This is a genomic window from Planococcus sp. CP5-4_YE (genome assembly GCF_019042655.1).
Taxonomy (GTDB): domain Bacteria; phylum Bacillota; class Bacilli; order Bacillales_A; family Planococcaceae; genus Planococcus.
Genome location: NZ_JAHPZO010000028.1, coordinates 1 through 25,571 on the forward strand (window position 1 = coordinate 1; position 25,571 = coordinate 25,571).

25 protein-coding genes are annotated in these 25,571 nt (G+C 38.3%); 7 read left to right on the forward strand and 18 right to left on the reverse strand.

What is annotated here, in order from left to right:
* Positions 1-517: 517 nt before the first annotated feature.
* From KTG14_RS17240 to KTG14_RS17255, 4 genes are all read right to left on the reverse strand, one after another.
* On the reverse strand, positions 518-811 hold the full coding sequence (locus KTG14_RS17240) for a hypothetical protein (RefSeq protein WP_216972038.1): 294 nt from the start codon (positions 809-811) through the stop codon (positions 518-520).
* A gap of 106 nt (positions 812-917) precedes the next feature.
* Positions 918-1,664: a class I SAM-dependent methyltransferase gene (locus KTG14_RS17245; RefSeq protein WP_254178229.1), complete on the reverse strand. Its 747-nt coding sequence runs from the start codon at positions 1,662-1,664 to the stop codon at positions 918-920.
* Positions 1,665-1,715: 51 nt separating this feature from the next.
* Positions 1,716-2,171 carry an NUDIX hydrolase gene (locus KTG14_RS17250; protein WP_216972039.1) on the reverse strand — a complete coding sequence of 152 codons (456 nt, stop codon included), beginning with the start codon at positions 2,169-2,171 and terminating at the stop codon, positions 1,716-1,718.
* Between the two features lie 189 nt (positions 2,172-2,360).
* Positions 2,361-2,819 carry a VOC family protein gene (locus KTG14_RS17255; protein ID WP_216972040.1) on the reverse strand — a complete coding sequence of 153 codons (459 nt, stop codon included), beginning with the start codon at positions 2,817-2,819 and terminating at the stop codon, positions 2,361-2,363.
* A 288-nt stretch (positions 2,820-3,107) separates the two neighbouring features.
* Here KTG14_RS17255 and KTG14_RS17260 point away from each other — a divergent pair, with 288 nt between their 5' ends.
* The 3 genes from KTG14_RS17260 to KTG14_RS17270 all read left to right on the forward strand — a co-directional run bounded on the left by KTG14_RS17260 (position 3,108) and on the right by KTG14_RS17270 (position 8,118).
* The gene (locus tag KTG14_RS17260; protein WP_374939907.1) at positions 3,108-3,818 is read left to right on the forward strand and encodes an ABC transporter ATP-binding protein; all 711 of its coding nucleotides are present in this window, start codon (positions 3,108-3,110) and stop codon (positions 3,816-3,818) included.
* A 67-nt stretch (positions 3,819-3,885) separates the two neighbouring features.
* Complete coding sequence (locus KTG14_RS17265; protein ID WP_216972041.1) at positions 3,886-7,038, forward strand: ABC transporter permease; 3,153 nt, start codon at positions 3,886-3,888, stop codon at positions 7,036-7,038.
* Between the two features lie 264 nt (positions 7,039-7,302).
* A complete protein-coding gene (locus KTG14_RS17270; protein WP_216972042.1) occupies positions 7,303-8,118 on the forward strand; it encodes a sugar nucleotide-binding protein in 816 nt (271 codons plus the stop codon).
* Between the two features lie 195 nt (positions 8,119-8,313).
* On the opposite strand, the gene KTG14_RS17885 is transcribed toward KTG14_RS17270, so the two are convergent.
* The 8 genes from KTG14_RS17885 to KTG14_RS17305 all read right to left on the reverse strand — a co-directional run bounded on the left by KTG14_RS17885 (position 8,314) and on the right by KTG14_RS17305 (position 14,766).
* Complete coding sequence (locus tag KTG14_RS17885; protein ID WP_308462048.1) at positions 8,314-8,568, reverse strand: GNAT family N-acetyltransferase; 255 nt, start codon at positions 8,566-8,568, stop codon at positions 8,314-8,316.
* A gap of 233 nt (positions 8,569-8,801) precedes the next feature.
* Positions 8,802-9,464 (reverse strand): uridine kinase family protein, encoded by a 663-nt coding sequence (locus KTG14_RS17280; protein WP_216972043.1) that lies wholly within the window; start codon positions 9,462-9,464, stop codon positions 8,802-8,804.
* Positions 9,465-9,549: 85 nt separating this feature from the next.
* Positions 9,550-10,035: a GNAT family N-acetyltransferase gene (locus tag KTG14_RS17285; protein WP_216972044.1), complete on the reverse strand. Its 486-nt coding sequence runs from the start codon at positions 10,033-10,035 to the stop codon at positions 9,550-9,552.
* Between the two features lie 130 nt (positions 10,036-10,165).
* Entirely contained in the window at positions 10,166-11,005 is an 840-nt protein-coding gene (locus KTG14_RS17290; RefSeq protein ID WP_216972045.1) for a nucleotidyltransferase domain-containing protein, read from the reverse strand.
* 370 nt (positions 11,006-11,375) lie between these two features.
* Complete coding sequence (locus KTG14_RS17295) at positions 11,376-12,620, reverse strand: S41 family peptidase (RefSeq protein WP_216972046.1); 1,245 nt, start codon at positions 12,618-12,620, stop codon at positions 11,376-11,378.
* A 478-nt stretch (positions 12,621-13,098) separates the two neighbouring features.
* The gene (locus tag KTG14_RS17300) at positions 13,099-13,773 is read right to left on the reverse strand and encodes a serine hydrolase domain-containing protein (protein ID WP_254178231.1); all 675 of its coding nucleotides are present in this window, start codon (positions 13,771-13,773) and stop codon (positions 13,099-13,101) included.
* Complete coding sequence (locus KTG14_RS17890; protein ID WP_308462047.1) at positions 13,676-14,098, reverse strand: serine hydrolase; 423 nt, start codon at positions 14,096-14,098, stop codon at positions 13,676-13,678. Before KTG14_RS17890 ends, KTG14_RS17300 begins: the two co-directional genes overlap by 98 nt.
* Positions 14,099-14,334: 236 nt before the next feature.
* A complete protein-coding gene (locus KTG14_RS17305; RefSeq protein ID WP_216972047.1) occupies positions 14,335-14,766 on the reverse strand; it encodes a GNAT family N-acetyltransferase in 432 nt (143 codons plus the stop codon).
* A gap of 291 nt (positions 14,767-15,057) precedes the next feature.
* On the opposite strand from KTG14_RS17305, the gene KTG14_RS17310 reads away from it, so the two are divergent.
* The gene (locus KTG14_RS17310) at positions 15,058-16,272 is read left to right on the forward strand and encodes an MFS transporter (RefSeq protein ID WP_216972048.1); all 1,215 of its coding nucleotides are present in this window, start codon (positions 15,058-15,060) and stop codon (positions 16,270-16,272) included.
* Between the two features lie 38 nt (positions 16,273-16,310).
* On the opposite strand, the gene KTG14_RS17315 is transcribed toward KTG14_RS17310, so the two are convergent.
* The 3 genes from KTG14_RS17315 to KTG14_RS17325 form a co-directional block, all read right to left on the reverse strand.
* Positions 16,311-16,883: a winged helix-turn-helix domain-containing protein gene (locus KTG14_RS17315; protein ID WP_216972049.1), complete on the reverse strand. Its 573-nt coding sequence runs from the start codon at positions 16,881-16,883 to the stop codon at positions 16,311-16,313.
* 220 nt (positions 16,884-17,103) lie between these two features.
* On the reverse strand, positions 17,104-17,352 hold the full coding sequence (locus KTG14_RS17320; RefSeq protein WP_216972050.1) for a hypothetical protein: 249 nt from the start codon (positions 17,350-17,352) through the stop codon (positions 17,104-17,106).
* Positions 17,353-17,600: 248 nt separating this feature from the next.
* Positions 17,601-18,959, reverse strand: a complete 1,359-nt coding sequence (locus KTG14_RS17325) for a right-handed parallel beta-helix repeat-containing protein (RefSeq protein WP_216972051.1) — start codon at positions 18,957-18,959, stop codon at positions 17,601-17,603.
* Between the two features lie 825 nt (positions 18,960-19,784).
* On the opposite strand from KTG14_RS17325, the gene KTG14_RS17330 reads away from it, so the two are divergent.
* A complete protein-coding gene (locus tag KTG14_RS17330) occupies positions 19,785-20,066 on the forward strand; it encodes a hypothetical protein (protein ID WP_216972052.1) in 282 nt (93 codons plus the stop codon).
* A 510-nt stretch (positions 20,067-20,576) separates the two neighbouring features.
* Here KTG14_RS17330 and KTG14_RS17335 read toward each other — a convergent pair.
* The 3 genes from KTG14_RS17335 to KTG14_RS18070 all read right to left on the reverse strand — a co-directional run bounded on the left by KTG14_RS17335 (position 20,577) and on the right by KTG14_RS18070 (position 21,556).
* On the reverse strand, positions 20,577-20,789 hold the full coding sequence (locus tag KTG14_RS17335; protein WP_216972053.1) for a hypothetical protein: 213 nt from the start codon (positions 20,787-20,789) through the stop codon (positions 20,577-20,579).
* A 75-nt stretch (positions 20,790-20,864) separates the two neighbouring features.
* Positions 20,865-21,113, reverse strand: a complete 249-nt coding sequence (locus KTG14_RS17340) for a hypothetical protein (protein WP_216972054.1) — start codon at positions 21,111-21,113, stop codon at positions 20,865-20,867.
* 158 nt (positions 21,114-21,271) lie between these two features.
* A complete protein-coding gene (locus tag KTG14_RS18070; RefSeq protein WP_216972058.1) occupies positions 21,272-21,556 on the reverse strand; it encodes a hypothetical protein in 285 nt (94 codons plus the stop codon).
* A gap of 2,608 nt (positions 21,557-24,164) precedes the next feature.
* Here KTG14_RS18070 and KTG14_RS17350 point away from each other — a divergent pair.
* Together KTG14_RS17350 and KTG14_RS17900 are read left to right on the forward strand one after the other, a co-directional pair.
* Complete coding sequence (locus KTG14_RS17350) at positions 24,165-24,998, forward strand: MBL fold metallo-hydrolase (RefSeq protein WP_216972055.1); 834 nt, start codon at positions 24,165-24,167, stop codon at positions 24,996-24,998.
* 387 nt (positions 24,999-25,385) lie between these two features.
* The coding region (locus KTG14_RS17900) for a transposase (protein WP_483313509.1) at positions 25,386-25,571 on the forward strand (186 nt) is incomplete at its 3' end.

Below are 25,571 nucleotides of genomic sequence, written 5' to 3' on the forward strand. Positions count from 1 at the left end.
GGTTATTCATGGAATCCTCCAACTCCCTGATTCCTCTTTCTTTAGCCCGCTGAACAACTTCAGCGACTGTATTTCGCGAGTGGCCAGTACTGGAACTGATTGTCCTCTGGCTGATGTCATCGAACTCCATCCCCAGAATCTTTCGATAATTAACCATAAAAAAACTCCTTCTACACAAGTGTCATGCTTTTAAGCATGCCCCTTAAGTATACCGGAGGTATTTATCGTGAAAATATATGTGTGGCTCTCTACTCCGCAAAAGCTGGCTCTATCTTCCGCAATTGATGGTTTAATTTTACGCATACGTGGCTCATTCACTATGCAATATTCAAAAAAAGAGAAAACAAGGTTTAACCAATTTCTTTCTCGTTCTATCGTCTATTTTATTAGCCTCTGATTAACGCACGAGAAAAAATGATTGATTCAATTAAGAAGTTTAGTTTGTTAAATTGCGACAGTGACAAGTAAAAAAGAACTTCAATTCCAAGGAAGTTCTTTTTTGGACCGAGCTTTTCAATTAAACCTCCCGCTTGTTTTTAGCTGCCCTCGATTTTGAATAAAGAAAGGTAATTAGGAGAGTCAATAGCCCAAGAAGAAGCATCCCACCACCCAGAAATAATGATACGCCCATTCCTTCCCATTTACCTATATATAAACCCCAGTAATAAACCGCTACCCCTAACAACATAACTATTGATCCCATTAAATATTTTCTATTTCCCAACACACTCCAAACAATCCCGATACAAGCGAAGAATAAAAATACAATTGGAGCGTATATAATTAAACTCTCCATTATTCCAGAGTTCATGATAACAACTCCTCCCCTTTATTGAATGCAATTTCTGTTCTGATACGCATTGATAGCTTTTATTCAAATAGCTCATAAGCTATTAATTAATTCTTTAAAGGAGGCGTTATTTAGAAGCCAAAATGGTGAATTCCCAAGGTATATTCTCACCATCCCAACCTCGGTGTTCGTCAAATCGATGTAAGTTAAAACCAGTTGAAATTACTGAATTGATTATTTCACCCACAGTATAGAACCTTAGCGATACATCTGTAAAATACTGTTGTTCTTGTTCTTTAAAGAATTGCTTATAAGATATGTCTTCATTGTGCAATTCCTTATCAAAATAAGAAGGGATATACTTTAAATCTGAATTTATACACCTTTTTAAGGGGTGATAATCACTTAAAATCATTTTGCCGCCATCAGTCAGGATTAAAAAAAGAATTTCCATCAATTGATGGATATCATTGAAATAATGCAAAACTCCACCTTCTAGATAAAGAATATCAAAGTGGTTCCTGTATTTGTTCACATCGATATCATAGACGTCTCCCACCACGTAATCGATATCCGTATTTGTACAATCAGCTAATTCTAAAGCGTATTTTCTATTCTCCTCTGATATATCAAAAACTGTTACATTGGCACCTAATAAAGAAAGAGGCACCGCTTTCCTTCCATTTGATCCACAGATATTTGCCACATTCATTCCATCAAGTTCACCAAAATATTCTTGATGTTTTTTTAAACTCGCTCTTGGATTTTTTAAAATTTCTTTTGCCTTATCTTTGGGAGACCCATCCCGCTTATTCCAAAATTCATATGCACGGTATTCCCAGGCATTTTTATTAATCCAGCTCTTTTCATTCAAGGGCAACCTTACCTCCTGTAATCAATCCAATTTCTGATATATCTACTTTCACTATGACGAAAATGAAAGTGAATATTGCTTGATAAGGTTTTTAATTAATGGATTCAATTCCGAAGGCAGTTCCTCTACATCGAAAAACTTAGCCTCAGTTGTTTCTATCCCATCCGCCGTTAAGGAACCACCTTTTATTTCGTTTGTCACATATGCTGTAGTTACCGGGTAGAATTCATCTCCATTGGGCAATTTAACATAATGTTCTTTTCCCGAAAAAACCCCAACTAATTTCAGTTTACCAACTTGAATTCCTGTCTCCTCGAGCACTTCTCTTCTACCAGCTTCTTCAGTAGATTCTCCGAGTTCAATAAATCCACCAGGCACTCCCCATTTTCCATCCATACGTTTCTGAAGTAAAAATTCGCCCATGTCATTTACGACCGCTACTGCAACACCGGCTAGTATTAGTGGCTGACGTCCTACCACTTTTCGCAAATTTTCAATATAAGCCATAACGTCCTCCTGTATTTCTTAATAATTTACTCTGTATTCAATTCTATAATTGCTTAAATTACCCTTTATTCCCTTTTATTTCTTCCCATTATCTTGTTGCTATTTTTTAAGAAACATCGTTCATACTAGTACGCTTTACAAAAAAGAAGGAGCTTTGACGTAGGCTCCTAACACTACATTCGATTGTTATTATTTATCATGCAGTTTTTCCCAATCACTCAAATACATTCTCTCTTCGATTTTTTGTGGATTTTCTAGTTTGCAGATAAATTCTAAACTATTGCCATCCGGGTCATTAAAATGGATCTTCCCATGTGCAAAATCACTATTTGGCATTACAAAAGCTTCCTTCGGTTCAAAGCCAAATGCCTTTCTTGGTTTATACCCCTTATTATTTAACCATTCAACAGACTGTTTTAAGTCTTCAATAGATACTTCAAAAGCTATATGTCTTAGAGATGGATGGTATTCTACTTCTACTTTTTCAGTATTCCATAGACCTAACCAACTTTTGTCTTTTTCAATCCAAAGAAAAGCTAAATTATCTTCAACCTGATGATCGAACTCCAAACCTAATCCTTTACAAAATTCAATTGAACGATTTAAGTTACTTACCGGCAAATGGGCTTCATATAGACCTTTAATCAAGTAAAATTCCTCCCCTTCATGTCCTTCAACTTTACTTGACTTATTTCTTTCACTCTATGCAACTTTTGATTGAGAAGTAAAAATTCATTCGATGTTTTTTAAAAAATCGATCGGAAAACTTTATCTTCATAAACAAAAAGAGAATCGTGTTTAGATCCCTCTTCCATTAACGTTCTGTATGCAATCTAGTAGATATGATTTCATAATTTTAAGCCCCCAGTAAAAAACACTTTATACTCTTCTAAAATTTGGTATATTTGGAATAGATAAAATATACCGATTATTTCAATGGAGGTGTCTATACTGAAACAGACAATCGAATGCCGAAATTTAGTAAAAGACTTTCAGGGCGATGGCGTTGAAACGCACGCTTTGAAAGACATCAATCTAGTACTGGAAGATGGTGATTTCATTTCATTTATTGGGCCCTCGGGTTCCGGTAAATCCACCTTGCTCAGCATATTAGGTACACTTGATGATCCGACTGCAGGAGAGTTGCTACATGGCGGACGATCCCTCCTTCGGCTAAAAAGACGTCAGATGGCTGATTTTCGCTTTGAGAATATCGGCTTCATCTTTCAGCAATTCCACTTGATTCCAACCTTGACAGCATTCGAAAATATCATGGCGCCGCTGTTCGGCCGAAAGGTCAGTTACAACAAGAAACAGCGCGCAATGGAGTTATTAGAAATGGTTGGCTTACCTGACAAAGCGAACGCCCTTCCATCCCAGCTTTCCGGTGGCCAGCAACAGCGTATCGCTATCGCTCGTGCACTCATTCATGAACCAAAATGGCTCTTGGCAGATGAGCCGACCGGCAATCTGGATTCTGAAACCGGCGAAATCATCTTTCAATTGCTGCATTCGTTAAATAAAGAAAAAGGTTGCGGGGTCCTGTTTGTAACGCATGATCCGAAACTGGCCGATCGGGCTAACCGCAAAATCGAGATGCGCGATGGCGAAATTGTTTCGGACATCCAGGTAAGCCACTATGCTTAGGTTTATCTGGAATTCGTGGTGGCGGAACAAGGAACGGTTCATCCTCCTGTTAGTGGGTGTACTGATCTTGAGTACCGGCCTCAGTTATCTTATTGGCATCACTCAGGCCAATAATGGCACCGTTGTGGACGAGCTTCAAAAACGCTGGAAATCTTCTTACCATTTGGTGGTTCGACCAGAAGGCAGCCGAAGTGTGACGGAGGATATGAACCTGCTCGAACCCAATTATTTGAGTGGCATGGACGGCGGTATCACGATGGAACAATACGAAGAGATTAAGAACATCTCCGATATTGCCATTGCGGCGCCCATCGCGATGATGGGATCGATCCGCACCAGTGTAACCTTGGACAACGTCGATATCCAAGAACCTGGCGTGTATAGGATGAATGTCTATGAAGAGGCGGATACGGGGGCAGGAGCCGAAGTTTTTGAAGCTAACAATTACTTCACCGTCGGCGATTGGCAGGCAGAAGGACTTGGCAAGGAATATGGGGCCTTCCCTATGCTTGATACCCTCTCCTATGGGAGTGATGTCCTAATCGCAGGAATCGATCCGGAAGCCGAGTCTGCCCTTGTCGGCATCGATGAGGCTATTATCCAAAATGAAAACAGCCGGTTCTTTACCGCAGAAGACACCGTCGAAGAAAGCGAAGTCGGTTTCGATAACTTAACAGATATCCAAATCCCAGTGATTCTCAGTAACCGGGAATATGTGGATGCCGAGATGACTTATACGTTCGAAAAACTGGACTTTCCTTTCGCACTGTCTGAACAGGAGGAAACGATGGAAGAAATCAAACAAAACGGCGGCGAAGCCTTTCTCGAAAAACAAGAAGGAAACGAAGTGAAAAAATATGCGTATACGACGACTGACGTACATCAAGAATTGGTTCAGAACGTCCTGGATGCCTCCGTCACTTCCTCTGCCGTTTATGAGGATTTCAACTGGCTGACGTTTAAACCTTCTCCAGTCGAATACGAACCAGTTACCAGTCCGTTCGGCAACCGATGGCCGTTCTCGTATCAAGTCCAGCCATATGAAGTGCCAGAAGATACGATGCTGGCAGTCCGCCACATGTACCGGCCCGCAAAGAAATTTGGGGAGAGCAGTGCGGAGTGGCCGCGTTTGAAACTCGACTACGTCGGTGTCTTTGATCCACAAAACATGCAAATGTCCAAAAATCCGTTGACAGAACTGCCGATGGAAACTTACTTTCCTGCCAAAGCCCAGTGGGTGATGGATGCAGACGATCAGCCTGTCAATCCGCCTACCGATATGAAACCGACGAATAACCCCTACGGTTTTTTGACTAAACCACCGTTGGTTCTGACGACTCTTGTGGCGGCGGCCCATGTGTTAGGAGATAAACCCATCTCAGCTATCCGCGTCAATGTGGCGGGCGTGGATTCGATGAATGAAGTGAGTGAAGCGAAATTGCAGGCCGTGGCAACTGAAATCGAAGCGAAAACCGGCTTGATTACCGATATCACTTTGGGCTCTTCGCCGCAGTTAGCCTTGACCCACTTACCAGGCCTTAACGGTGAGGAAGCGGTCGGCTGGGTCCAGCAACCGTGGATCAAGCTCGGTTCGTCCATCTCCATCTTCCAAGAAACCAAAGTCGGCATGTCCGGCGTAATTGCCAGTGTCATACTGGTGGCCGTTGTTTATGTATTCGCGTCGAACATCATTATGCTTTATGCACGGAAGAAAGAATTCTCTGTCCTGCTGGCTCTCGGTTGGCGACCTTCTCAGCTGTCCCGGCTATTGTTTCTGGAGTCAACTATTCTAGGTATTCTAGTCGCTTTGATCAGCTGGCTGATTTTAGGTGCTTTTATGACCACCGGCAGTATCGATTCTTCACTCTCGCGCGTCTTTTTGATTGGGGTGAGTGGCCTGGCGATCTATTGGTTAGGCTCGCTACTACCCATTTGGATGATTCGTCGAATCAAGCCCTACGAAGCCATGCGCTCGGGCGAAATAGCGAATCGTACGCGACGCTGGGTCCGTTCCGAGTCCGTTATAGGGATGAGCTTTAACAATTTGCTTACCCAGTGGCAGCGCAGCCTGCTTTCCATTCTGGCTATCGCTGTCCCGACAAGCCTGTTCATCTTTTTCCTATTCGTGACCTTCCGGTTGAAAGGCGTCCTTTATGCGACCTGGCTCGGGGAATTTGTTGCACTAGAAGTTGGAACAATGCATTACGTCGCGATGGCAGTCGCACTGCTTATTGCCGTTTTGACGACCACCGAAATCATGTGGCAGAACGTGTCGGAACGGCAAGCACAAATTGCGGTCCTGAAAGCAACCGGCTGGCAGAATCACAGTGTTCGCCTGTTGGTCATTTGCGAAGGGATCATGACTGGCTTTTTGGCTGGCATCTTCGGCCTGGGCATTTCTCTTGTCCTCATCTTCCAAATGTATGGTCGAGTCCCAGTCGCTGAATTTGGTTTCTTAGCCTTTACCCTGTTGGTTCCAATGGTGACCGGTATACTAGGTGCTGTACTGCCGGCTGAAAAGGCGGCACGCATATTGCCATATCAAGCTATCAATGGAACGCTGCAAAATTCGAAAAAAGTCGAAAAGCAGTTTAAATGGACAATCGGCGTGATCGGAACAAGCTTAGTGGCAGGTGCCCTGGCACTGTTGTTGTTTGCCACCCCAGAATCTACACTTGATTCTTCTGAAGATGTCGCAGTGTCTTCTGACACCGGCACCGAAGGAAACATGTTATCCGATACAATCAAAGAAGAAAACGAAGGGGAACCTCCTCAACAAGCGTCTGGAAATGCGATTGATGAACTGGGAGAGACAGCATATCGATTTTATACGATTGGGGATGGCGCCGATAAAGACGACGTGTTCCGGTTCGGAAACTTAGTAGAACCACCAGACGAACTCACACCGTCAACAGAAGAAAATCGGTTTATTTCCGTCCCAGTGACATTGGAAATAGGAGGAGAAGAAGCCTCCCTGACCTACAAGCCACAAAATATCAAGGCGCTGGATGATGATGGGAACGAGTATGCCATTACAGATATTCAAGTGACCGAACCAGGAAATTGGAAAAACCGTTATAAATTCATGACACCCGGCAAAACTAGTGTGATTTTGACTTATGAAGTTCCGAAGGAGTTAGAAAGAGTGGCTTTGTTGGCAACAGGTGATTATACTGCCGGACTTGTTGTGGTAAAAGTTCCGTTAATACCAGAGGGATAAAAAAGTCTTATACATCGAAAGGTCACCGGTTTTAGTTTAAAAAACCGATGATCTTTTTTGTTTACTATTATTGGATTCACTTATATATTTCAATATAAACTTCTGACAACTTCATGAAATTCAAATGCCAGTAAACTCATTACTATAAAACAAACGGTTTCTACCAATCTACACAGTGAACTTATTAACATGATCGCTTAATAAAAAAAGAGTAGTTGATGATACAATTTGTTTGAATACTTAATGTGAAAAAGGAGGGTTACTTTGAAGAAGTTACTAATTCTAGGAGCAAGTGGTTTGATAGGGAAAGCGTTAAGTGAAGAATGCAAAGGTGGTTATGAAATTTATGGCACATCCTCTTCATCAGTTTTAAATATACCGGCAGCGAATCAATATCGAATACAGATTAATGAAATTGATAAGATGAAAGATCTCGTCCAATCAATAAAACCTGACGCAATCATCTCCTGTTTAAGAGGAGATTTTCACCAGCAATTGATCTTTCATCGAGAATTAGCTTTGGAACTAAAAAATACAGAAAGCAAACTATACTACTTTTCAACTGCCAATGTATTTGATGGTGATTTTTCCCAGTATCATTCAGAATTAGATAAACCCAATGCTACATCTTCTTACGGGAAATTCAAAATCGACTGTGAAAGTATGTTGCAGGAAATATTAAAAAAGCGTGCAGTCATTCTTCGAATCCCTCAAATATGGGGAAGGCAATCTCCCAGAATGGAAAGCATCAAAACTGGAATTGAGAACAACCAGGTTGCTGTCTACAGTAATTTAGAATGTAACAATCTATCCGATACAACACTTGCGAAACAGGTGAACTACATTGTGGAAAACAAACTCACCGGGATTTTCCATCTGGGTTCTGTAGATATGATGTCACATGAACTATTTATTAAAAAATTAGTTAAAGGACTAACTTCTAAAGAACTTTATTTCGCCCCAAACCTGTTTCAACAAACTAACGAGATCTGTTATTTCGGGTTAGAAAGTTGCAGAAATGATCTCCCTGATTTTTTACAGCAGACAAACACGGAACTCATTTCAGAGTTAATTGGTTGAGTAGTTCATAGAGAACCTTTGGTATTATCTAGCCATCGGTTTTTTATTTTATACCTTGCTGCTCTCACTTTCTTTTTCTCCATCTTCTTTTCATTTTCACAAACACTTCTCTCATACTTTCAAAAGTTCGAAATACTGCCGTTGCCAAACGTAACAATCACCTCTGAATTCGTTTAACTAAATGAAAAATAAACTTTAAGTTAATTTTTTTAGGAGTTTCATGTATTCCCCATATTTATCTTTGCCAAGAAATATAATATCCGTAAAACCTTTCTTCTCATACAGATGCCTTGCATTTAAGTTATCTATGTCTACACCGAGTGCTATTTCCTCATATCCAAGTTCCTTGGCATAATCAATTAAATAATCAACAATAATACCACCGATTCCACGGTTTTGACATTCTTCTTTTACAATCATGCGCGACAGATAAATTCGTTGGCCTGGAATTGTGTAGTCTGGGTCCTGGTTATGAAAAACTAATTAACCTTCTCCTACAAACTCGTCATTCTCTAAACATATAAAAGTGACTCTGTTTCCATTTACTAATTCGTCATAAAAACGATCGGTCATTTTCGGATTTTTTTCCATCTCCCAAATATTACTGCATTTGTAGAAATCTTCGGCCTTTAGTTTCTTTATTTGATGTGACCTCATACTACCTCTCCTGTTCTGTCCTTAAGTTACTGTGAATTCCACTTGAAATCAAAGGCAGCTTTTTCAAGGCATGTCTGTTCATCAGTCATTTTGATGATAATATCAAAATTCTGGCTATAAGGATGCATAAACAGTTCATACTGAATCCGGCGTTCTTCGTGGGACTGCCTTAAATAATTTATGTCGATACCTCTTTCTGTCGCATCGCGACCGGACCTTCTCTTTAATTCCGTTTCGCCATCTGTATAGAAATAGATTTTCACGTCAAATGAAGCGGGATCAATAAATGCCGTACTCATCCCCTCAACAATCGTCACATTATTCTTGTCAGAGAGTAGCTCACTTTTTTGGTAAGGCGTATTTATCGTAGATACCTCCATCCCCTTTTTGATCATTCGAATGTCTCGTTCAAGGGAAGGTAAATGATGAGCTGCGGGATGGCAGGCAGTCATTTTATGCCGATGGTTTTTATTTTGATAAGAATAGTCGATTATGGCATGCTTTCGGTTGGTTGAACTTACAATATACGGATCGGTGTTTAGGTAATTGACTTTATTATCGCCAAGCAGGTTCAAAAGCTCGGTAGTGAACGTAGTTTTTCCGGCAGCACCGTGTCCGGAAATTCCGATCAAGATTGGTTTATCCACCATGCTGATCCAACTTAAGAGTTCTTTCATTAAACAATCCATAGTTTTCTCCTTCCTTTTTCTACTATTGGTTTTCTTTCCCACTGAAAGAGATTGGTACCCAAACCGATTATTGAAGAAATGTTTTTTAAGATATTTTGATAGAATAAATAGTTTGCTCAGCTCCGAATCTAATAACTGTTCGCTCACATTTCATACCTACTCTCTCTAAGAGTCGACAGGACGCCTTGTTTGCAGTTTGGGTTTCAGCAACGACTTTTGAAAGTTTTAACTTCTTTGAAGCAAAACGCAGTATGGCTGAAATGATTTCACGCGCATACCCCTTCCCCCACCAGCAAGGTAAAAATTGGTAAGAAACTTCTTGAAAAACACCTTCATGGTGAAGGTCCAGAGAAACCAAACCAATCATTTCTTTAGTAGTTTTCTCTCTGACTACCCAATGAAAGGACTCTTGTCTGGAGTTAAGCATCTTTTCAAAGGCCATTCGAGTTGAATCTTCAGTTTGAATTCCACCAAGAAATTTTCTAACTTCCTGATTTGCATATATCTTTCTGACATCACAATAATCCGATTCTTGAAGTACATTAATCACGCATCTCTTTGTGTCAAGCAAGCCAAGTACTCTCCCTCCTGATGTCAATAACTGCTAGTAATAGTTTTACTTCTTAGAAAGAAAACCATCTTACAATAAGACGGCTTTCTGTTATTTCTACAGTTAAATCTCTTACCTATTTAAGGAGTGTTTAATAAACCATTTCCAATATATCTTTAAATTGTGCCTCTTTTGTTTCAAGGCCAACTTCTTCACTTAAGACAGTATTCAGTCTAAGAATTTCAGGAACCATGCTTTCTACAGTGGCCATGATTTCATCAAATTTACTCCCACATTTCCATGTTTCTAGAAGACAAAGCTGTCTTTGATTTAATGTGCTTCTTTTCCCTTCAACTTTGGACCAACTTCCATAGGAACCATCGAAATGTTCGTTTATTTCCATATACCAGCCGGAAACAATAAGCCACCGTATTTTATCCAAATTAGATTGTGCATAGTACAGCTCATTCCTCATAACTGTGCGATAAGTTTCATGAGTGAAAGCGAGAATTTTTCCTTTCCAGAGTTCCACTTCATCGGTTCGAAGTTTATATATGAAATTCGATGATTCTTTTATGATGTTGCTTATCAAGCTGTTCGGATCGTAAAGTACCTTTAGCCCCTTTAACCAAATGGAAGGCGCGATTTCTTCAAGAGCATGATACCAGCTATCTATTTTGACAAAGCAATCATAGTGAGTGACCATTACCGGATTATATAAATCAGCATATTCATGAAATAGAACGTTTCCCCATTTCCCAGCCCTCTCACACTTTTTCTCAATGAATTCCGATCTCTTTTCAGATTTCACAATCGTGTGTAAGTCAATATCCGAGTAATTATCGAAGTTCTTTTTTGCTAATGAGCCTCCTAAATATATAGCGAGAACATTTGGATCAGCTGTTAAATCCTTCAAGGCATTTCTCAGAAGGACTTCTCTGTTTTTTGGTAAAGATGCGTCCCTTTCAACATGTTTAGATACAAATCCCACACATAGTAAATCATCTCCTATTAGTTTTATGGTCTTCCAATTTCATACATTCGATAATAACTATAGAAGTCCTTTTTTAATAGTCGACAAAAGGGTCCTATAAAAACTTAATACCTTTATCATTTGAAACCGTTCGTAAAAGTTTATACAGACACAAAGAAGAAGCTTTCGCTTGAGTTTTTTCACATCGTATAAGGGGTCATATGTAAACTAAAAATAAATTAAAAGCCTTTAATCTTTATTAACACAAAAATATTTACGGTCTCTGAAAGTCTTCTTGAAGAACAAAAAGAAGGGAGAATATCTTCTTTGTATTCTCCCTTTCCAATATTTTATTGCTATATAAGCTGAAGATAGTTGTTTCTGGTATTCATTGTGCTTTACTCTCTGCTTGTTGAATAAGTGATAAAACCATCTCTAAATCTTTGTCTTCTTTTAAATGCTCTGGTGTCCAAGGAATGTAGACATCCGGTTTGATCACTACACCGTTCATCCAATAATTTTCGTGCATCCGGGTAGTACTGTAAATAAATTCATAATCTCCGTAAGCCATTGTTGCTACATTAGCATAATCCATGATTCCCATTGAGGGCCGGCCAACTACGGTAACTTTGGAAGATTTTTTTACATTGCTGACAAACGTATCGCCGGAACTGCCGCAATAGCAGTCACTTAATACGAAGACATGCTTAGGGGAACTCTTCCCTTTAATTACAAACCCCATGTCTTCTGGAACTTCTAACATCCCTTGCCCGAAGTGTCGTTTTAAACGGCCGACTTCTTCTTTTAGTGATATCGAGGTAATGTCATGCACCTCTTCTTTTAAATACTCTTCAAATTCTGCAATCCGCAACCGGCAATTTCGCTCCGTATAATTCAAGTACATCACTTCATCTTCTTGAAATAAATCAGCAAATGGGATAGTTTCAGAAAACAAGTATGGAAATAGCGGAAAATAAGAAGTGTCGCTTCCTCCTAAATTCTTCCTGACATCGATGATAAGGGATTCATTCTGTTCCAAATCATTTTTATTGTCATCAATCAGTTTTTGGATCGGGGCCTCATCAATAAAATCCGTCAGTTTCATATAGCTGATGGAATCACCAATCTTTTTGAATGTATGTTCGCCTTTATAAGGCAGGTCTTCGTAATGTGACAAAGGCAGATCAATCAGTTCCATTCCCCGTTCAATCCGAATCGTTTTCATTTTATAGACTACCCGATTCCATAATTGACGTTCTGCCATTTGATCCATCAAGGTTTTCTTGTAACGGTTTTCAATTTCTGGAATGTCCATTCCATCAAGCTGCACAATCTTGTCGCCTATCTGTAGCCGTGTCTCCCCTTCCAGTTGAGTAACATATAAAGCATTTTCAAAACGCCTCACCAAAAATCCAACACTGGGTGACGAGCTCTTTTTCAAGATAAAAATTAAATGTCTGTCTTGAAAATCGAGCAAATAATCTTTGATCGTTTCCTCGAATTCCTGTTCACTCATGTCGTTTGTAATGCGGTATTTTTCAGGATGATTCAAGTGCGTCACATCCATATATCCAGCATAATCTTCCTGTATGATTTTCTGGATATCTTGAAAAACTTGTTCTTTCGTCTTCATGAAATTCCTCCTCATTTTTTAGTTCATTTCACTGTTCTTTATTTAACACTTGCCGTAAAAAGGGAAATTAAAAAAACCTCCCAAGTTTTTTGGAAGGATCAGTCACATGATAGCTATTTTACTCAAAGCAAATAACCTGATTTACAGATACCGGTCCTTTGAAAAGAGATAAATGAGCAGACTAATCCTATTCGGCAACTAAAATGTTTATACATTTTCGCTGAAAATAGAATTAGTTCAACATCGGCATTCATCATCCCTTCAAAGATAGTGTATTTACTATAGCACTAAAACCAATATATTCTAAATTATTTTTTTCTATTCTGATAAATCATTTATCTCTTTGTTTTTGAAAAACCGTTAGTAAAGGTACACCTACATAAACAAAAACAGAAGATACTTAGGACCAGCACTTTCTCTAATTTTCTATTATAGACTTCCTATAATCCGTCAATATATAAACTACAAATCTTAAAAATCATATACACTGCATGATACTATCACCAAATGCTCGCACATCTGATAAATAATCAAAGCCTTCTGGAGAACCAAAACTGTTGAATGCACGAACTGCAACAATACTATGTTGAGGTATTACGAGCAAAGTGACGCCTGTGTAGCCGAGAATCTGATATGAACCTTGGGGAACTAGTTCCCCAATTTCGGTTTTGTTCGCTGGTAAATCTTTCACGAACCATAAAAATCCATTTTGGGGTAAATCTGAATCAATTAAATGTGGACTTTGTAAGGTTGTCGCAAGCGCCAGAACCTCACTGGAAACCACTTGCTCCCCCTCACTCTTGCCTTGATTGAGATGAAACAATCCCCACTTAGCCAACTCCCTAGCCGACACATACATATTCATCTTATCCCCGTCTGTGCTTTCACTCGTATACCAACTTCGATCTTGCGGATTCCTAACGACTTCCACAAGATTCTCATGTGATGTTCCATACCAACCTGTCTCCTTGAGCTTCAGTGGGATGAATACTTGTTCTGTTAAAATGGCTGACACCGTTTTACCAGTCGTTCTTTTCACGATTTGTGTCAGCATATCAATCCCGACACCGCGATAAGCCCATCCTTCTCCCGGAAAAAACTCTCTTTCGAGTTTCCCGTCTTTGTTCGTAAGCCCATGTGTGTGGGTCAGCAAATGTCGTAGCGTAGTCCGGGCTAATATGGTTGAATCTATTTCTGAAAGGTAAGTCGATAGAGCTTATATATCCTTCTTGTACAGCATATGCGACAGCAAAACCTATATAACTTTTCCGAACAGAGGTTACATGAAATTGTGTATCTTCTTGAATTAGTCTAGCGTGTTCTTCCTTGGACTGTTCCCCCCAGTACTCTTCAGTGACGATGGTGTCATTCTGCATGATGACTATTGCAGCTCCTGAACAATCCACTCTATCCGATGTATCCCGAACATGGGCGACTACCGAATCGAAGTTTGCTATTAACTTTCTCTCATGCTTCATTTTATTTTTTTACTTCCTCTCAACAATTAATGTCTTTATTTCACTTTAACATAATTATCCATTAATATATTTTGCTTATTACGAAATACAACTTTGATAGCTATAACACAAAATTTTAACGGATTAATTTAAAAACAGTTTTATAAAACAAAAAAGAGAAGGAGCTTCAAATGAAGTTCCTTCTCTACGAATTTAACAATTCAAGAAAGCGTCCTTACGTTAAATTGAAAAATTCATCAAACAAAGTTCTTTTTGAAATAAGTAGCGGATTCGCTATAACCTATCGCTTTATAGAACTTATCGGCTCTTCTAGTAGCTAATGCCATTAATTTTGCTCCTCGGGCTTTGGATTTCTTCTCGGCCTCTTCCATTAAGGATTTTCCAATGCCATGTCCTCTATATTCTTCTAAAACAAACAATTCCTCTACCCAGCTGATGATGCCATTTGCATAAAAAGCCGGGTGATGTAAGACAAAAACATACCCGATAATCTCTTGTTCTTTTTCTGCGACAAGTAAATCTGTATTAGCATCCTTTAGTAAAGCATTGAATACACATGAAAAGTCTCCACTATTCACTTCAAAACTTGTGGCTAAGCTTTTTGCTAGTGGATATAGTTTGCCTTGATCTTCTTTAAATGCTTCTCGATACACGATGCCAGCAGCCATCATAGATCCTACCTTTCTTCCTTCACTTAGTTATGTCCTTATTAGTTAGTTCTCTTGAAGTTTATATCCTCCTTTAATTCCTTCACCTGTTCTATTAGATCATTCCAAGAATTATTGCTGTTTAGAGAAATTATGAAAAAGTGGTGTTTGTTATTCACTTTCTTCTCATTATAAATAATTTCCTTTGAATCTTAGATGGAACAGATAAAAAGTTTTAATAATTGAGAAAATCCATTGATTAATTATATTTTTGCGTTAAAATTAATTTTAACGATAAAAAGAGGTGATAACATGTTCAAAAGTAAAAATATTCGAAGCTTGTTTGTAGGCCGTCTAATCTCAACTTCTGGAGATAGCCTTTATCAAGTAGCTGTTATCTGGTATGTATTCGAACTCACACATGATGCTTTCTACACGGGCTTAGCCACGGCCACTGTGATGTTTCCCAAAAGCTTGAACTTTCTATTCGGTCCGTTAATAGAAAAACTACACAAAGGAAGAGTTTTGCTTTATGCTCAGTTTCTTCAGTTTTTACTGATGCTTGCTATACCGTTGGGCATATACTTTGGGTACGAATCAATTTATCTAATCCTTTTCGTCATGTTTCTTATTTCCATGCTCGAAAATTTTCAAGGAACAGCTGAAATTGCGATTGTTCCAAAGATCATTTCGAAAGATAAGCGTGGGTATTTCAATTCCTACATCAGCAGTGGCCAACAAATGATCGATATTATGATGAAAGCCGTTTTCGCAAGTTCTATTCTTTGGATAGGAATAGAAACGATTTACCTTTTCAATGCCTTCACTTACCTTATGGCAGCTGTGTTCTTCAGTTCGTTACAAGGAATTCAGGCAACCGCAACACGCGATGAAAACAGCGAGAGATGGCCAGCTTATAAAGAAACTTTAAAAGAGGGTCTTGTTTACTTTTTCACGACAAAAGTCTTCATTTTGTGCCTGCCATTCCTCATTGCCAATTTTGCTTTTGGGATGACGGAAGCACTTCTTCCCGTTTACGCCAATGAACGGGGCGGGAGTGGTCTATATGGCGTTTTAATTATTGCCATGACAGTTGGTAATCTGACAGGGTCACTTCTTGTAATGAAGGTCATGAAATATCCTTTGGGCATGTTAATGATTATTTTGCCTTTTTTATCGTTCTGTTTTTGGGTTACTTCGATTGCTGTTCCGTCTAATATATTTTCTACCCTTTTCCTATCCATGGCCTTTATCCCTTTCGGCATGATGAGTATACTTCTGATTACTTTCCTACAGACAGCTGTAGATGAGAATTTGCTAGCTCGAGTTTCTTCAATCATCGACAGTGTCTTGGTTTCAGCCATGCCTCTTGGTGCAATCATAGGAGGCACATTAACTCCCGTGTTTGGTGTAAAGACGATGATGTTCATCAGCAGTTCGGGGCTGCTAATCATTGCTCTCTACTTCATCATTAACAAAAAGGTGCGTGATCTTCCTGAACTTAAAAGCATTTCAATGCAGGAATAGAAGCAGATCCAAAAAAGAATCAAAACCGATTGAGTTAATCACTCAGTCGGTTTTGATTCTTTTTCATAGGATAAAATTGAAAAGGTATATTCAGTCTTGTCCTGATTGTTCACGTTATCTCTATCTCTGATAATTCTCCGTATCTCTTCGTTTACCTGCCTCCACTCTGAAGATGTGAGGGAAGCATCGTATTCACTATACACAGCACGGGATTTTTCAGTTTCCTGTGCAGTGGTATTCCCATCCAAATCTCCTTTTAACAAAGTGATTCCTCTGTTTAGGGATAGTAGAACCATCGACAACAGAAAGTCTGAATTCCGAATAGCCAAATCCCCTTCAACATGCATCATTTCTTCGTCATCAAAAAGGTGCCGTGAAGTATAATACTTTTCAATCAAGTTCCCTTTTTTCTTTTCTTCGCTAACCTCGATCAAACCAGTACTTACTAATTTTTGAATCGGATAATACAACCTAGAAGGTTTTTCATCTAATTCTTCAGCAATTTCTTTAACTGTTTTATCTTTATTCTTAATGGATTGAAGAATTGTCTCCATCTTCGGATCGAATAATAATTTCATCAGGTCAAAATTTGAGGACATTTGATCACCCAACCTATTCTACTATTTATTACACTCCTTATTTTAACGCAAAAACAAATTTTAATGAATCCTAAAAGAATATAAAAATGTTTTACGCGTGAGTTTAGCTCCTGAAACGAAGCACTAAATACTTTATCTTCTCTCTCGATGAGGTTTCAATAGTAAGCTCTTCAATTACTTTGATTTTTAAGTTGTGTAAAAGAGAATTTTTGATTTGTTTCATCTGAATTTTTTAAGGCTCACTTATTCCCATTGCGAGTAACAGTAGAGAGGCAAAAATTAATGGGATCAAATTTACGCCGATACCCAGAATCGTCCATAGCAATTGTTTGGATAATGCTGCAAATACCAAACCAATAACTGAAAAGACACTCAATACTATTATTCCTAAATAAACATCTCCATCTGGTCCTCTCATAACAAAGAATGCAGCAACATTTATACCAAACATTAGTAGAGACAATAATCCAAACTTGTTCATTTTATTCCTCCCCTATTTTTCAAGTTATCTTCTTATATAAATCGTCAGTCTGGTTTCATATGTATTATACCAAAATATACCAATATGTTCTGAATTTTTGAAGTAAAATCAAATTTCGCAAAATTATACATAAATAAAGAAAAGGAGAAAGATCATGCTCATTTAGCACTCTTTCTCCTTAATTAATCACACTGATTCATATGACAATAATCTTTTCGAGAGGGAATCTCTATTGGTAAGCTTTCCTACTAGTTGAGTTCAAACGTTTTTGAATGGGTATAACCAGAGTCTAGGTACCTCGACTTTTCGTCACTTTCAGACACCGATTTGAAATCTGAGAATGAAGTGAATTCTTCGTCTTCCCAAATCCAAATTCCTTCTTTGCCTCTATCTTTATGAAATAGATTCTGGTTCATTTCGTTATGGTTGCTAGTTAAAAAGTAGTTTGCTATAAATATCCGTGAAGGGCCAGCAATGAAGGTGTTTTCCTCAATTGCATTAAATTCTGCGTCATGCTGAATCAAAAGCTGTCCTCCACCCAATCCCATGGTGTCATTCTGATACAACAGATTTTGAGAGATGGTCGAATTTCGAGTGCCCCCTCGCTCCTCATCGTAGCCGCCAATTGATATACCTGTGAAAAAGTTCTCGTAGATTTTATTGTTTACAATTTCGATGTTCTCAGCATACTTTCCTTTGTGCTCGGAAGTCGCTTCGATGCCAATATCACTGTGATAGACAATATTTTCTTCAATTTTTATATTTTTTCCGCCATCTACATAAATGCCTCCAGCATTATACTCTTTGCCGTATGCCGGATTATCAAAAGTGGAAATGTCGTGGACCGTATTTTTGGAAACTACTCCATTGCGCACAAAATCCACTCTTTCATCAGAAGAAACACCTTCATAACCGATCAAATCGATTCCGATATTGTCACTACTGCGCACAATGTTTTGGCTTATATCAAAATCGCTTACATTGCCATTTAGTACAAGCGCTTCACTTGCTCCCAGCTTTAAATTTTCTAAGATATTGTTTACAATTGTCATATTTTTTATGGAATCGGTTCCGTATACTGCAATGCCGTGACCATTCCCGTTTTTCGCATGAGTTTCAATCTGCTGTACATGGTTGTCCTTCAGCGTGATGTGATTTCCGGAACCAGTTACCAAAATCCCCATAACCGTTTCATTTTCTAAGTCGGTTCTTAAATCTTTTATAATCAACCCTTCAATAGTTATATAACTTTTATCTTCAAGCGTAACAATTGAAGTATCGCACTCTTCACTTTTTATATCTTCTCCACTTAGAATGACCGTTTCCTTATTATACGGCTTAAAAATGATTTCATTAAAAACCGCTCCGTTATGCTGGACGACAAATTTTTCCTTATATACTCCTTCGCGGATAAAAACAGTTGTACCTGCTACAGCGACAGAGGATGCTTTTTTTAGGGTGCGAAACGGTTCTGTTTTTGATCCATTGTTTCCGTCACTTCCATCTACTGCTACATAGATTTCTTCACGCTGTCCTTCATTCATGTAGAATATACCGAATAGTAGAATACAAACTGCAATGCCGCAAACCATTAGTAGTCTTTTCATATCCAACTCCAAATTGTCCATACTTTTCATCACTTGTTACTTAGAGGTTGTATTCCAACTTTAAGATCGTCATTCGTTGATTATAGCATCTATATAAACCTTTTCTACTTCCTAAGAATTGGATAGATGCTGGGAATTTAGAAGAGTCAGCCGCGATAAACTTTATCAAATCTAGATGCATAAAATTTTATGTGAGCGTAAAGAGCGGGCAAAAAGAGAAACCTTGCCAAATTAATGTTTTCGAGGAAAAACGAGTTCCTACATGTGCTGATATGTAAAGCTAGATTCTTCTGGAATCCTTGCTTAAAAGTATATGGAGCAGCCCTCTAAATGCATCAATTTACTTTCCGTGATGATGTCTCTATCTTCTCTAGAATAACGATTATGAGTGTATCTTATCCAGGATTAAATTACATTCAAAATAATGAACTCTGAACTAGTCTGTTTTAACTGCATTGAAACACTTAGTGCAAACCACAGTGTGACCTTCAGCAAACTTCCTCATATGGCCGATTCCATTTAATTCGTTTACGTTTGCCACGATAGCAATTGTTTCATTCTCGCCAATTTCTTTACCACAGCGGGAACAGCTCATTTTTTTAGAAAAAAGCATCCTATCACCTTTTCTGTTCTAATTTGAATTTAAAATAGTCATTCGTTCTTCCAGAAATTATCAGGAAAGTGAATGCAACTTAAGAATTGCAACATTTAGTTTTAAGTATGAAGTTTTGATGAGTCATGTGAAATGCTATACTTATGCTAACAGTCAAATTATATCAACAAACAACTAAATAATTACATTTAAATATATCGGAGAGTGTTCCTATGAGTGAGTTTAATGATTTCCCCAACACGATGGTTATTACACTGAAAGAAATATTGGATGGAAAAAAGTCCGTATTATATGTATCACATGATGGAGAAGATGGAATGTGGCAATTTCTCGATGGTTCTGATGAACTTGATATAGACAATGCCAGAATAGTTACGATCGAAGAAATTTTAAAGGTAGATAGTTCTCTTTGGTCATTATTTGATTTATCGATCGGTTGGAAAGCAGAACGAGTTGATAGAGATACTAAATGGCTTAGGCAAGCAAATGTATAAAGTTACTGTTGCCAACTATTTTTTAAGCTGATGGGGTTTTTAATAAAAATGATTTCCCAACAAATAGATACTTATCTTTACTCAAATCTCCCCTTCTGTACTCGAGTGTAACTTTACTTCAAATGAGTTACATTCAGATTCTAGTCTCTACCGAACAACTTCCCTCCGATTGTGCTAGGGCTGGTTTCATCTTATATTATTGGAAGCGTAACTCTTAGAGTTAATTTATTTTGAACCTCAAATGATTGCTAGATAATTTCAATAATCAAACCGACTGTAAAAGTATAATACTACAAACAAAAAAGAGGAGAAACTTCAATTGAAGCTCCTTCTCTCGATGGCTATGATATGCAAAATCTACACTTTACAATTCCGTCTCCAAAACGTTATAGAATTGTCTTTTGAATGTATTATTTATTCTAGCAAGTTCGATTTCGCTTCGTCTTCTGATCAAGTCAATGAAATGAAGAATCTGAGTGTAAATTACTTGCTAACAAGTTACATTTAGAATTAGATGAGTTCGCGTTTTGTTTTGTCCAACTTGTCATTCAATCTAACTAGTTGATTGATAATAACAATAAGCAAAATTCCTATGACAATTGCAAATGCATAGAGCACCACCTCATCACTATCGCTCGTCGTGAAAATTAAAAGAGCCAAAATCGCATAAAATCCGACAATAGATAATAAGATAGTAATTAAGCCGTTTAAGATATATTTCATTTCAATCCACCTCTTCCTAGACTTCTAGCGCCTCTGAATGTAACTTAATTCACAATAAGTTACACTCAGTTTGCATTAAAAATTTTGAATATATTTATCCCATCCAATTTTTTTAACCTCTTGAATGGCAGGTCTCTTGATTCGTTGATCTAATGGCATAGATGCTTTATTAATGTCATTACTATCCGAAGGCGTATCCCATTTACTGTCACATTCTCGACATTTAACAAATAGTTTGTCATCTTTAGAGTATCTTACAATCTCTACCCAACCTTGGTCACAATGTGGACACCAGTTTACTTTTAAAGGATATTTTTGTTTCATACTATTCTCCCTCGATTTTTCTACTCAAATGATTAACTTTCTTTCGCCCAAAAAACTTTTGAATGTAACTTATCTGCACATAAGTTACATTCACTTTTGCTAAAATAGCGCCTTTTGTTCGTTCCATATCCTACCCATAAATACCTTGAAAAATCCCCCTACCATTCACGCCATTCTTCGGTAATGTCTTCCTCTGTCTCCAATCCGATTTGCTGCGCTTTTCCCAAGATGAACTCCTGCAATTCCTCACGCTCCAGCGTCTCAATGAAAAAGTCGTACTCCTTGTTAAGTATATTTAGATGCAGAACCACTTTTTTCACTTCCTGAACAATTAGGTTTTCGTTTGGGTTTTGTAAGCGGGAAAGCCCATCCATGTAACTGCTGAGTACGGTTTCAGTTGCTGTCAAATTTTCTTCGGTAAACTGGTCATCTCCATCGTCCATCCTTATTCGCCACTCTTGAGTAGGCGAATATTGCTCCTTCGGGTTGGCAGATTGCGAAACCGATTCTGTGCTTGCCGATATGGATCTTGCGATAAAAGTGGGTCCGTCATTACCCCGAGGACCTTCTTTTAACCGATGGGAGTAATGTTTCTTATTCGTAAAATCTACGTGTTCTAATTCGATACAAGGAGAAACATCTCCATCCAAAACCGTTGAATCCCAAAATCTCATGCTGCTTAAATGAGGAAGGTGTTTGATGAATTGAATGGATGAAATGGTCCCACAATCATTTAACGCTAAATGCACAAGCGACTGCACTTTTCCAATTGGTGTAAAGTCTTGTATATTTTTTGTTTTTTCTATGTGAAGAGAAGTTAAGTTTTCAGAAAGGTGTTGAATAGCTCCAATATCAGTTAAGGTTCTCATTCTGTATAGTTCAAGATGATTTAAGTTCTTTAATCCTTGAATTCCCTCCAAGGAAACGATATTTGCATTGGTAAGTTCAAGATCTACCAAAGCTTTCAAACCAGCGAATTCCTCTAGGTTTTTTCCTTTTGGCTTATAACCCCCAATTTGCATTTTCTTCAAATTGACGAGGCTGCCAATTCCTTCTGCTTTGGGCGGCAAGGTACCATAAATTTCTTCCAACGTAGTCAATTGGTTGAAATCGAGTATTAAGGAACGAGAAACATCGCTGATTGCCAAAGTTTTAAGTTTCTTCAAGTGATAAGCTCCACTCATCGATTTTACACTCGGTCCTTCTAGTGATAAATTTTCGATGGTTGAACATTCACGCAAGAAATCAATTTGTGCTTCTTCATACTCGTAGGTAACCTCTACACTATTGATTTGATGTGTCTGGATATACTGGACAGATTCTTGTACATTGTCCTGGCTGACTAACACAGTCATGTCATCCTCGTATTTTCTTATGATTAGGTTACTCTTTTCCATAGGTCCTCCTTAGTTTCTGTTCTATCATTAAAGCCAAAACTGTTATTTTAAATATACTCAGAACTCAAACTAATAGCTAGATAATTTTGGAAATAAAACCGTTCGTAAAAGTACATTTACATGAACGAAAAAAGGAAGAGACTGTCTATAAAGTCTCTTCCCTACCGGTAAGTCATTATATGTTAACTGGCAATCTGTAAGTATCTTTTCTAATTTAACTATGTTTGAAAATGTAAACACAGTTTTTCTTAGACTATTTAACTTCAAACTCTTGCTTGAGATACTTTTTACTCATATGCAAAACCATGTTTGCCACTTGATCCTTTGTGATTTATAAAGTTGCATGTTCTTTGGCAGTGGAATGATTTCCACTGTAAATACTTTCTTTGATTTAACTGAAAAGAGCAGTATAATCTTGCTCGTTTTTTATCTTACCATTATTGCAATTTGAAGCACCGTTAATAGTGTAGAAACCGTAACCATAAGTACTCCTGAAATTCCTTTGTTTTGTAAAGCGTAATATCTAACACTAATTATTATGAAAAATATTAGTGAAGATAAGATGAAAAAGTCTACATGTAATAAATCAAATAAGCATAGAATCCCCACACCAATAGTAATCACCGTGTGTATAAGTAATATAATCCGGGTTTTTTCTTCTATTTTCAAAACACTCCCTCTATAAATATTGATGTATCAACGGTTCTCACCGTTTTTCAAGGCACCTAAAATATCTTTCGACCATAGTACTGTCAGATATTTACTTGATAAATCCTATAAAAACTTTGGCACACTCCACTTGAACCAATGGAAATGATTGATTCTGATCCGGTATGTCATACACCATGGATCTCTGCGTTGCTTATGACGACGTACCCTCCCATGTCTCGTGGCATCTGATGCCCATATTCCTTCGTTCGGTCTGATCATAAGGCAGAGGCTGGCAAAGCTCCTATAGCCTATAGGGACTCAACAGGTCGAATGGAATAAATCGCGCCGTCTTCTCTGGGTCATGTTGATGGGTGTCGATTGACGGGATGCGTGGCATCAAAGTGTATGTGGTCCTGGTGCACAGCGCTTAGAATCTTCAAGACTTTGCCGCACAGGAGCACGATGGCCAACTTCTTTTGTAAGGGGTCCTGCGGATGACGCTTATAGAAGTCGTGCAATTTCTGGAATGCTTAATTTTTAAAATGCAAGTGGAGTCCTCCTTGGCAGCTAAGTTAGGGATCCATTCGTAGCGTATTGACACCCCACATCATACCAAGAGGGCTCTTTCTGTTTCAAGGCCTCTTCCACCCCTAACAGGACTGCCCCTTTATATATTTATTGCTAAATAAAACCGTTCGTAAAAGTACAGTTTTTCAAATGCAAAGAAAGAGAAAAAGCTTTTAGCTTCTTCCCTTCCGATAATCCAGCAATATGTAAACTGAATTTTTAAGGGAGCTCTTTTCCTATCCAACTTTTTATCTGAACTCTATATTTCTAAATATTGTCACTTTACACAGATTTTTCTGTCATTAATAAGTTAGGAAGCTTGTATTAGTGTAGAATTAAAGAATAGTCTGCTAAAAAAGTGCTCTATTAAAGATATGCTCCTAAACTTACCAGCTCATTAATGAAGAAAATGATTACGATAGGAGAAGTGATAGAAATGTTGGAAAAAGTAACCGATCGAATTTATTACATGAAACCGAGCAATGAAACAGGACGACCATTGATTGGACTTGTAATCGGAGATGATTATTGTTTAATTGTCGATTCAGGAAATTCACCTAAACATGCAAATGAATTTCAATTTGAGTTAGAGAAAATGGAATTGCCGCCAATCAAATACTTGGTTCTCACCCACCATCATTGTGATCATTCTTTTGGAATGAGTCAGTGGAATTTAGTCTCAATCGCGAATCACAAAACAAGCGAGTACATAAAAGCATATCAAGAAATTACATACGATGATGAAGCGTTAGAGATTGCAAAGCAGAAAGGTATCTTAAATGATTTCTTTGTAACTAGCATTAAAAATGACATCGAAGACCGCAATAATTTTCAACCTCTAAATGCTGAAGTTTCTTTTGATGGCGAGATGATAATAGATTTAGGTGGCATCACATGCGAACTGCGTCATGTCGAAAGCCCCCATACAGATGATTCTACAATTATTTATATCCCTGAAGAAAAAACCTTATTTTTAGGAGATAGCTTGTATGGCAAAAGAATCGATGCATTCAATTCTTTTGACGATGAAGTAATATTCCCTATGATGGATTTCATTAAAAAATACGAAGTAGAACATTTTATATCTTCACATGAACCTGCTTTCGGAAATAATGACTTTGTATTGTTTGACGAGCACTTGCGCCTTGGGTTCTCCATTGCAGAGAAATGTTCAAGTTTAGAAGCTGGGCTCATCGAATACGAAAACCAATTTGATAAAGAAGCTCCAAATGATCTAGTTTTTTTCATGAAAAGCTTTGGTCTTCGATAAGAGCACTACACAGCAACAAATTCATAAACCAATACATTTCTAATTAAAAGCAGAAGTGCAAACAGTAATTTTGCACTTCTGCTTTTTTATACCTCGCTATCGATAATTTCAAGCGTTTGTAAAAGTTTTCTGCTAGACAAAGAAGAAGAAGCTTAAGCTTCTTCCGCAGGCTGTCGAGAAACCTCGGCAGCTTTTTTGCGTTTCGCTCCAGCCGGACGCTTTCCGCGGGCACGGCCTCAGCCGCTTCGTCGCTGGCGCTCCTGCAGGGTCTTCGGCTCGCGCTGTTCCCGCAGGAGTCGCCGGCTTCCGCTTCACTGTCGGTTTTTTTGACTACTCAATTCCAGCGAACCGGCGTATACTGACAAAAAGAAAAGGAGTGAGCGAACCATGTTGGGTTCTGTTCAAAATCATCGTCATGACCAAACCACGGTGTCCATTGATGAGCTAGTGCCACGGGATCACTTCCTTCGGACCGTTGACGAGTTAATCGATTTCTCCTTCATTGAACGGATTACGACGCCCTATTACTGTACCGATAATGGACGCCCGTCCATTATCGGTACAGTAATAGGG

Coding starts and splice junctions, on each gene's coding strand:
- KTG14_RS17295 (WP_216972046.1), bottom strand. CDS start 12,620: ATGAAGACGAAAGAACAAGTTTTTCAAGATATCCAGAAAATCATACAG.
- KTG14_RS17305 (WP_216972047.1), bottom strand. CDS start 14,766: ATGGCTGCTGGCATCGTGTATCGAGAAGCATTTAAAGAAGATCAAGGC.
- KTG14_RS17310 (WP_216972048.1), top strand. CDS start 15,058: ATGTTCAAAAGTAAAAATATTCGAAGCTTGTTTGTAGGCCGTCTAATC.
- KTG14_RS17250 (WP_216972039.1), bottom strand. CDS start 2,171: ATGGCTTATATTGAAAATTTGCGAAAAGTGGTAGGACGTCAGCCACTA.
- KTG14_RS17325 (WP_216972051.1), bottom strand. CDS start 18,959: ATGAAAAGACTACTAATGGTTTGCGGCATTGCAGTTTGTATTCTACTA.
- KTG14_RS17320 (WP_216972050.1), bottom strand. CDS start 17,352: ATGAACAAGTTTGGATTATTGTCTCTACTAATGTTTGGTATAAATGTT.
- KTG14_RS17240 (WP_216972038.1), bottom strand. CDS start 811: ATGAACTCTGGAATAATGGAGAGTTTAATTATATACGCTCCAATTGTA.
- KTG14_RS17350 (WP_216972055.1), top strand. CDS start 24,165: ATGTTGGAAAAAGTAACCGATCGAATTTATTACATGAAACCGAGCAAT.
- KTG14_RS17335 (WP_216972053.1), bottom strand. CDS start 20,789: ATGAAATATATCTTAAACGGCTTAATTACTATCTTATTATCTATTGTC.
- KTG14_RS17330 (WP_216972052.1), top strand. CDS start 19,785: ATGAGTGAGTTTAATGATTTCCCCAACACGATGGTTATTACACTGAAA.
- KTG14_RS17260 (WP_374939907.1), top strand. CDS start 3,108: ATGGAGGTGTCTATACTGAAACAGACAATCGAATGCCGAAATTTAGTA.
- KTG14_RS18070 (WP_216972058.1), bottom strand. CDS start 21,556: ATGGACGATGGAGATGACCAGTTTACCGAAGAAAATTTGACAGCAACT.
- KTG14_RS17890 (WP_308462047.1), bottom strand. CDS start 14,098: ATGAAGCATGAGAGAAAGTTAATAGCAAACTTCGATTCGGTAGTCGCC.
- KTG14_RS17340 (WP_216972054.1), bottom strand. CDS start 21,113: ATGAAACAAAAATATCCTTTAAAAGTAAACTGGTGTCCACATTGTGAC.
- KTG14_RS17280 (WP_216972043.1), bottom strand. CDS start 9,464: ATGGATTGTTTAATGAAAGAACTCTTAAGTTGGATCAGCATGGTGGAT.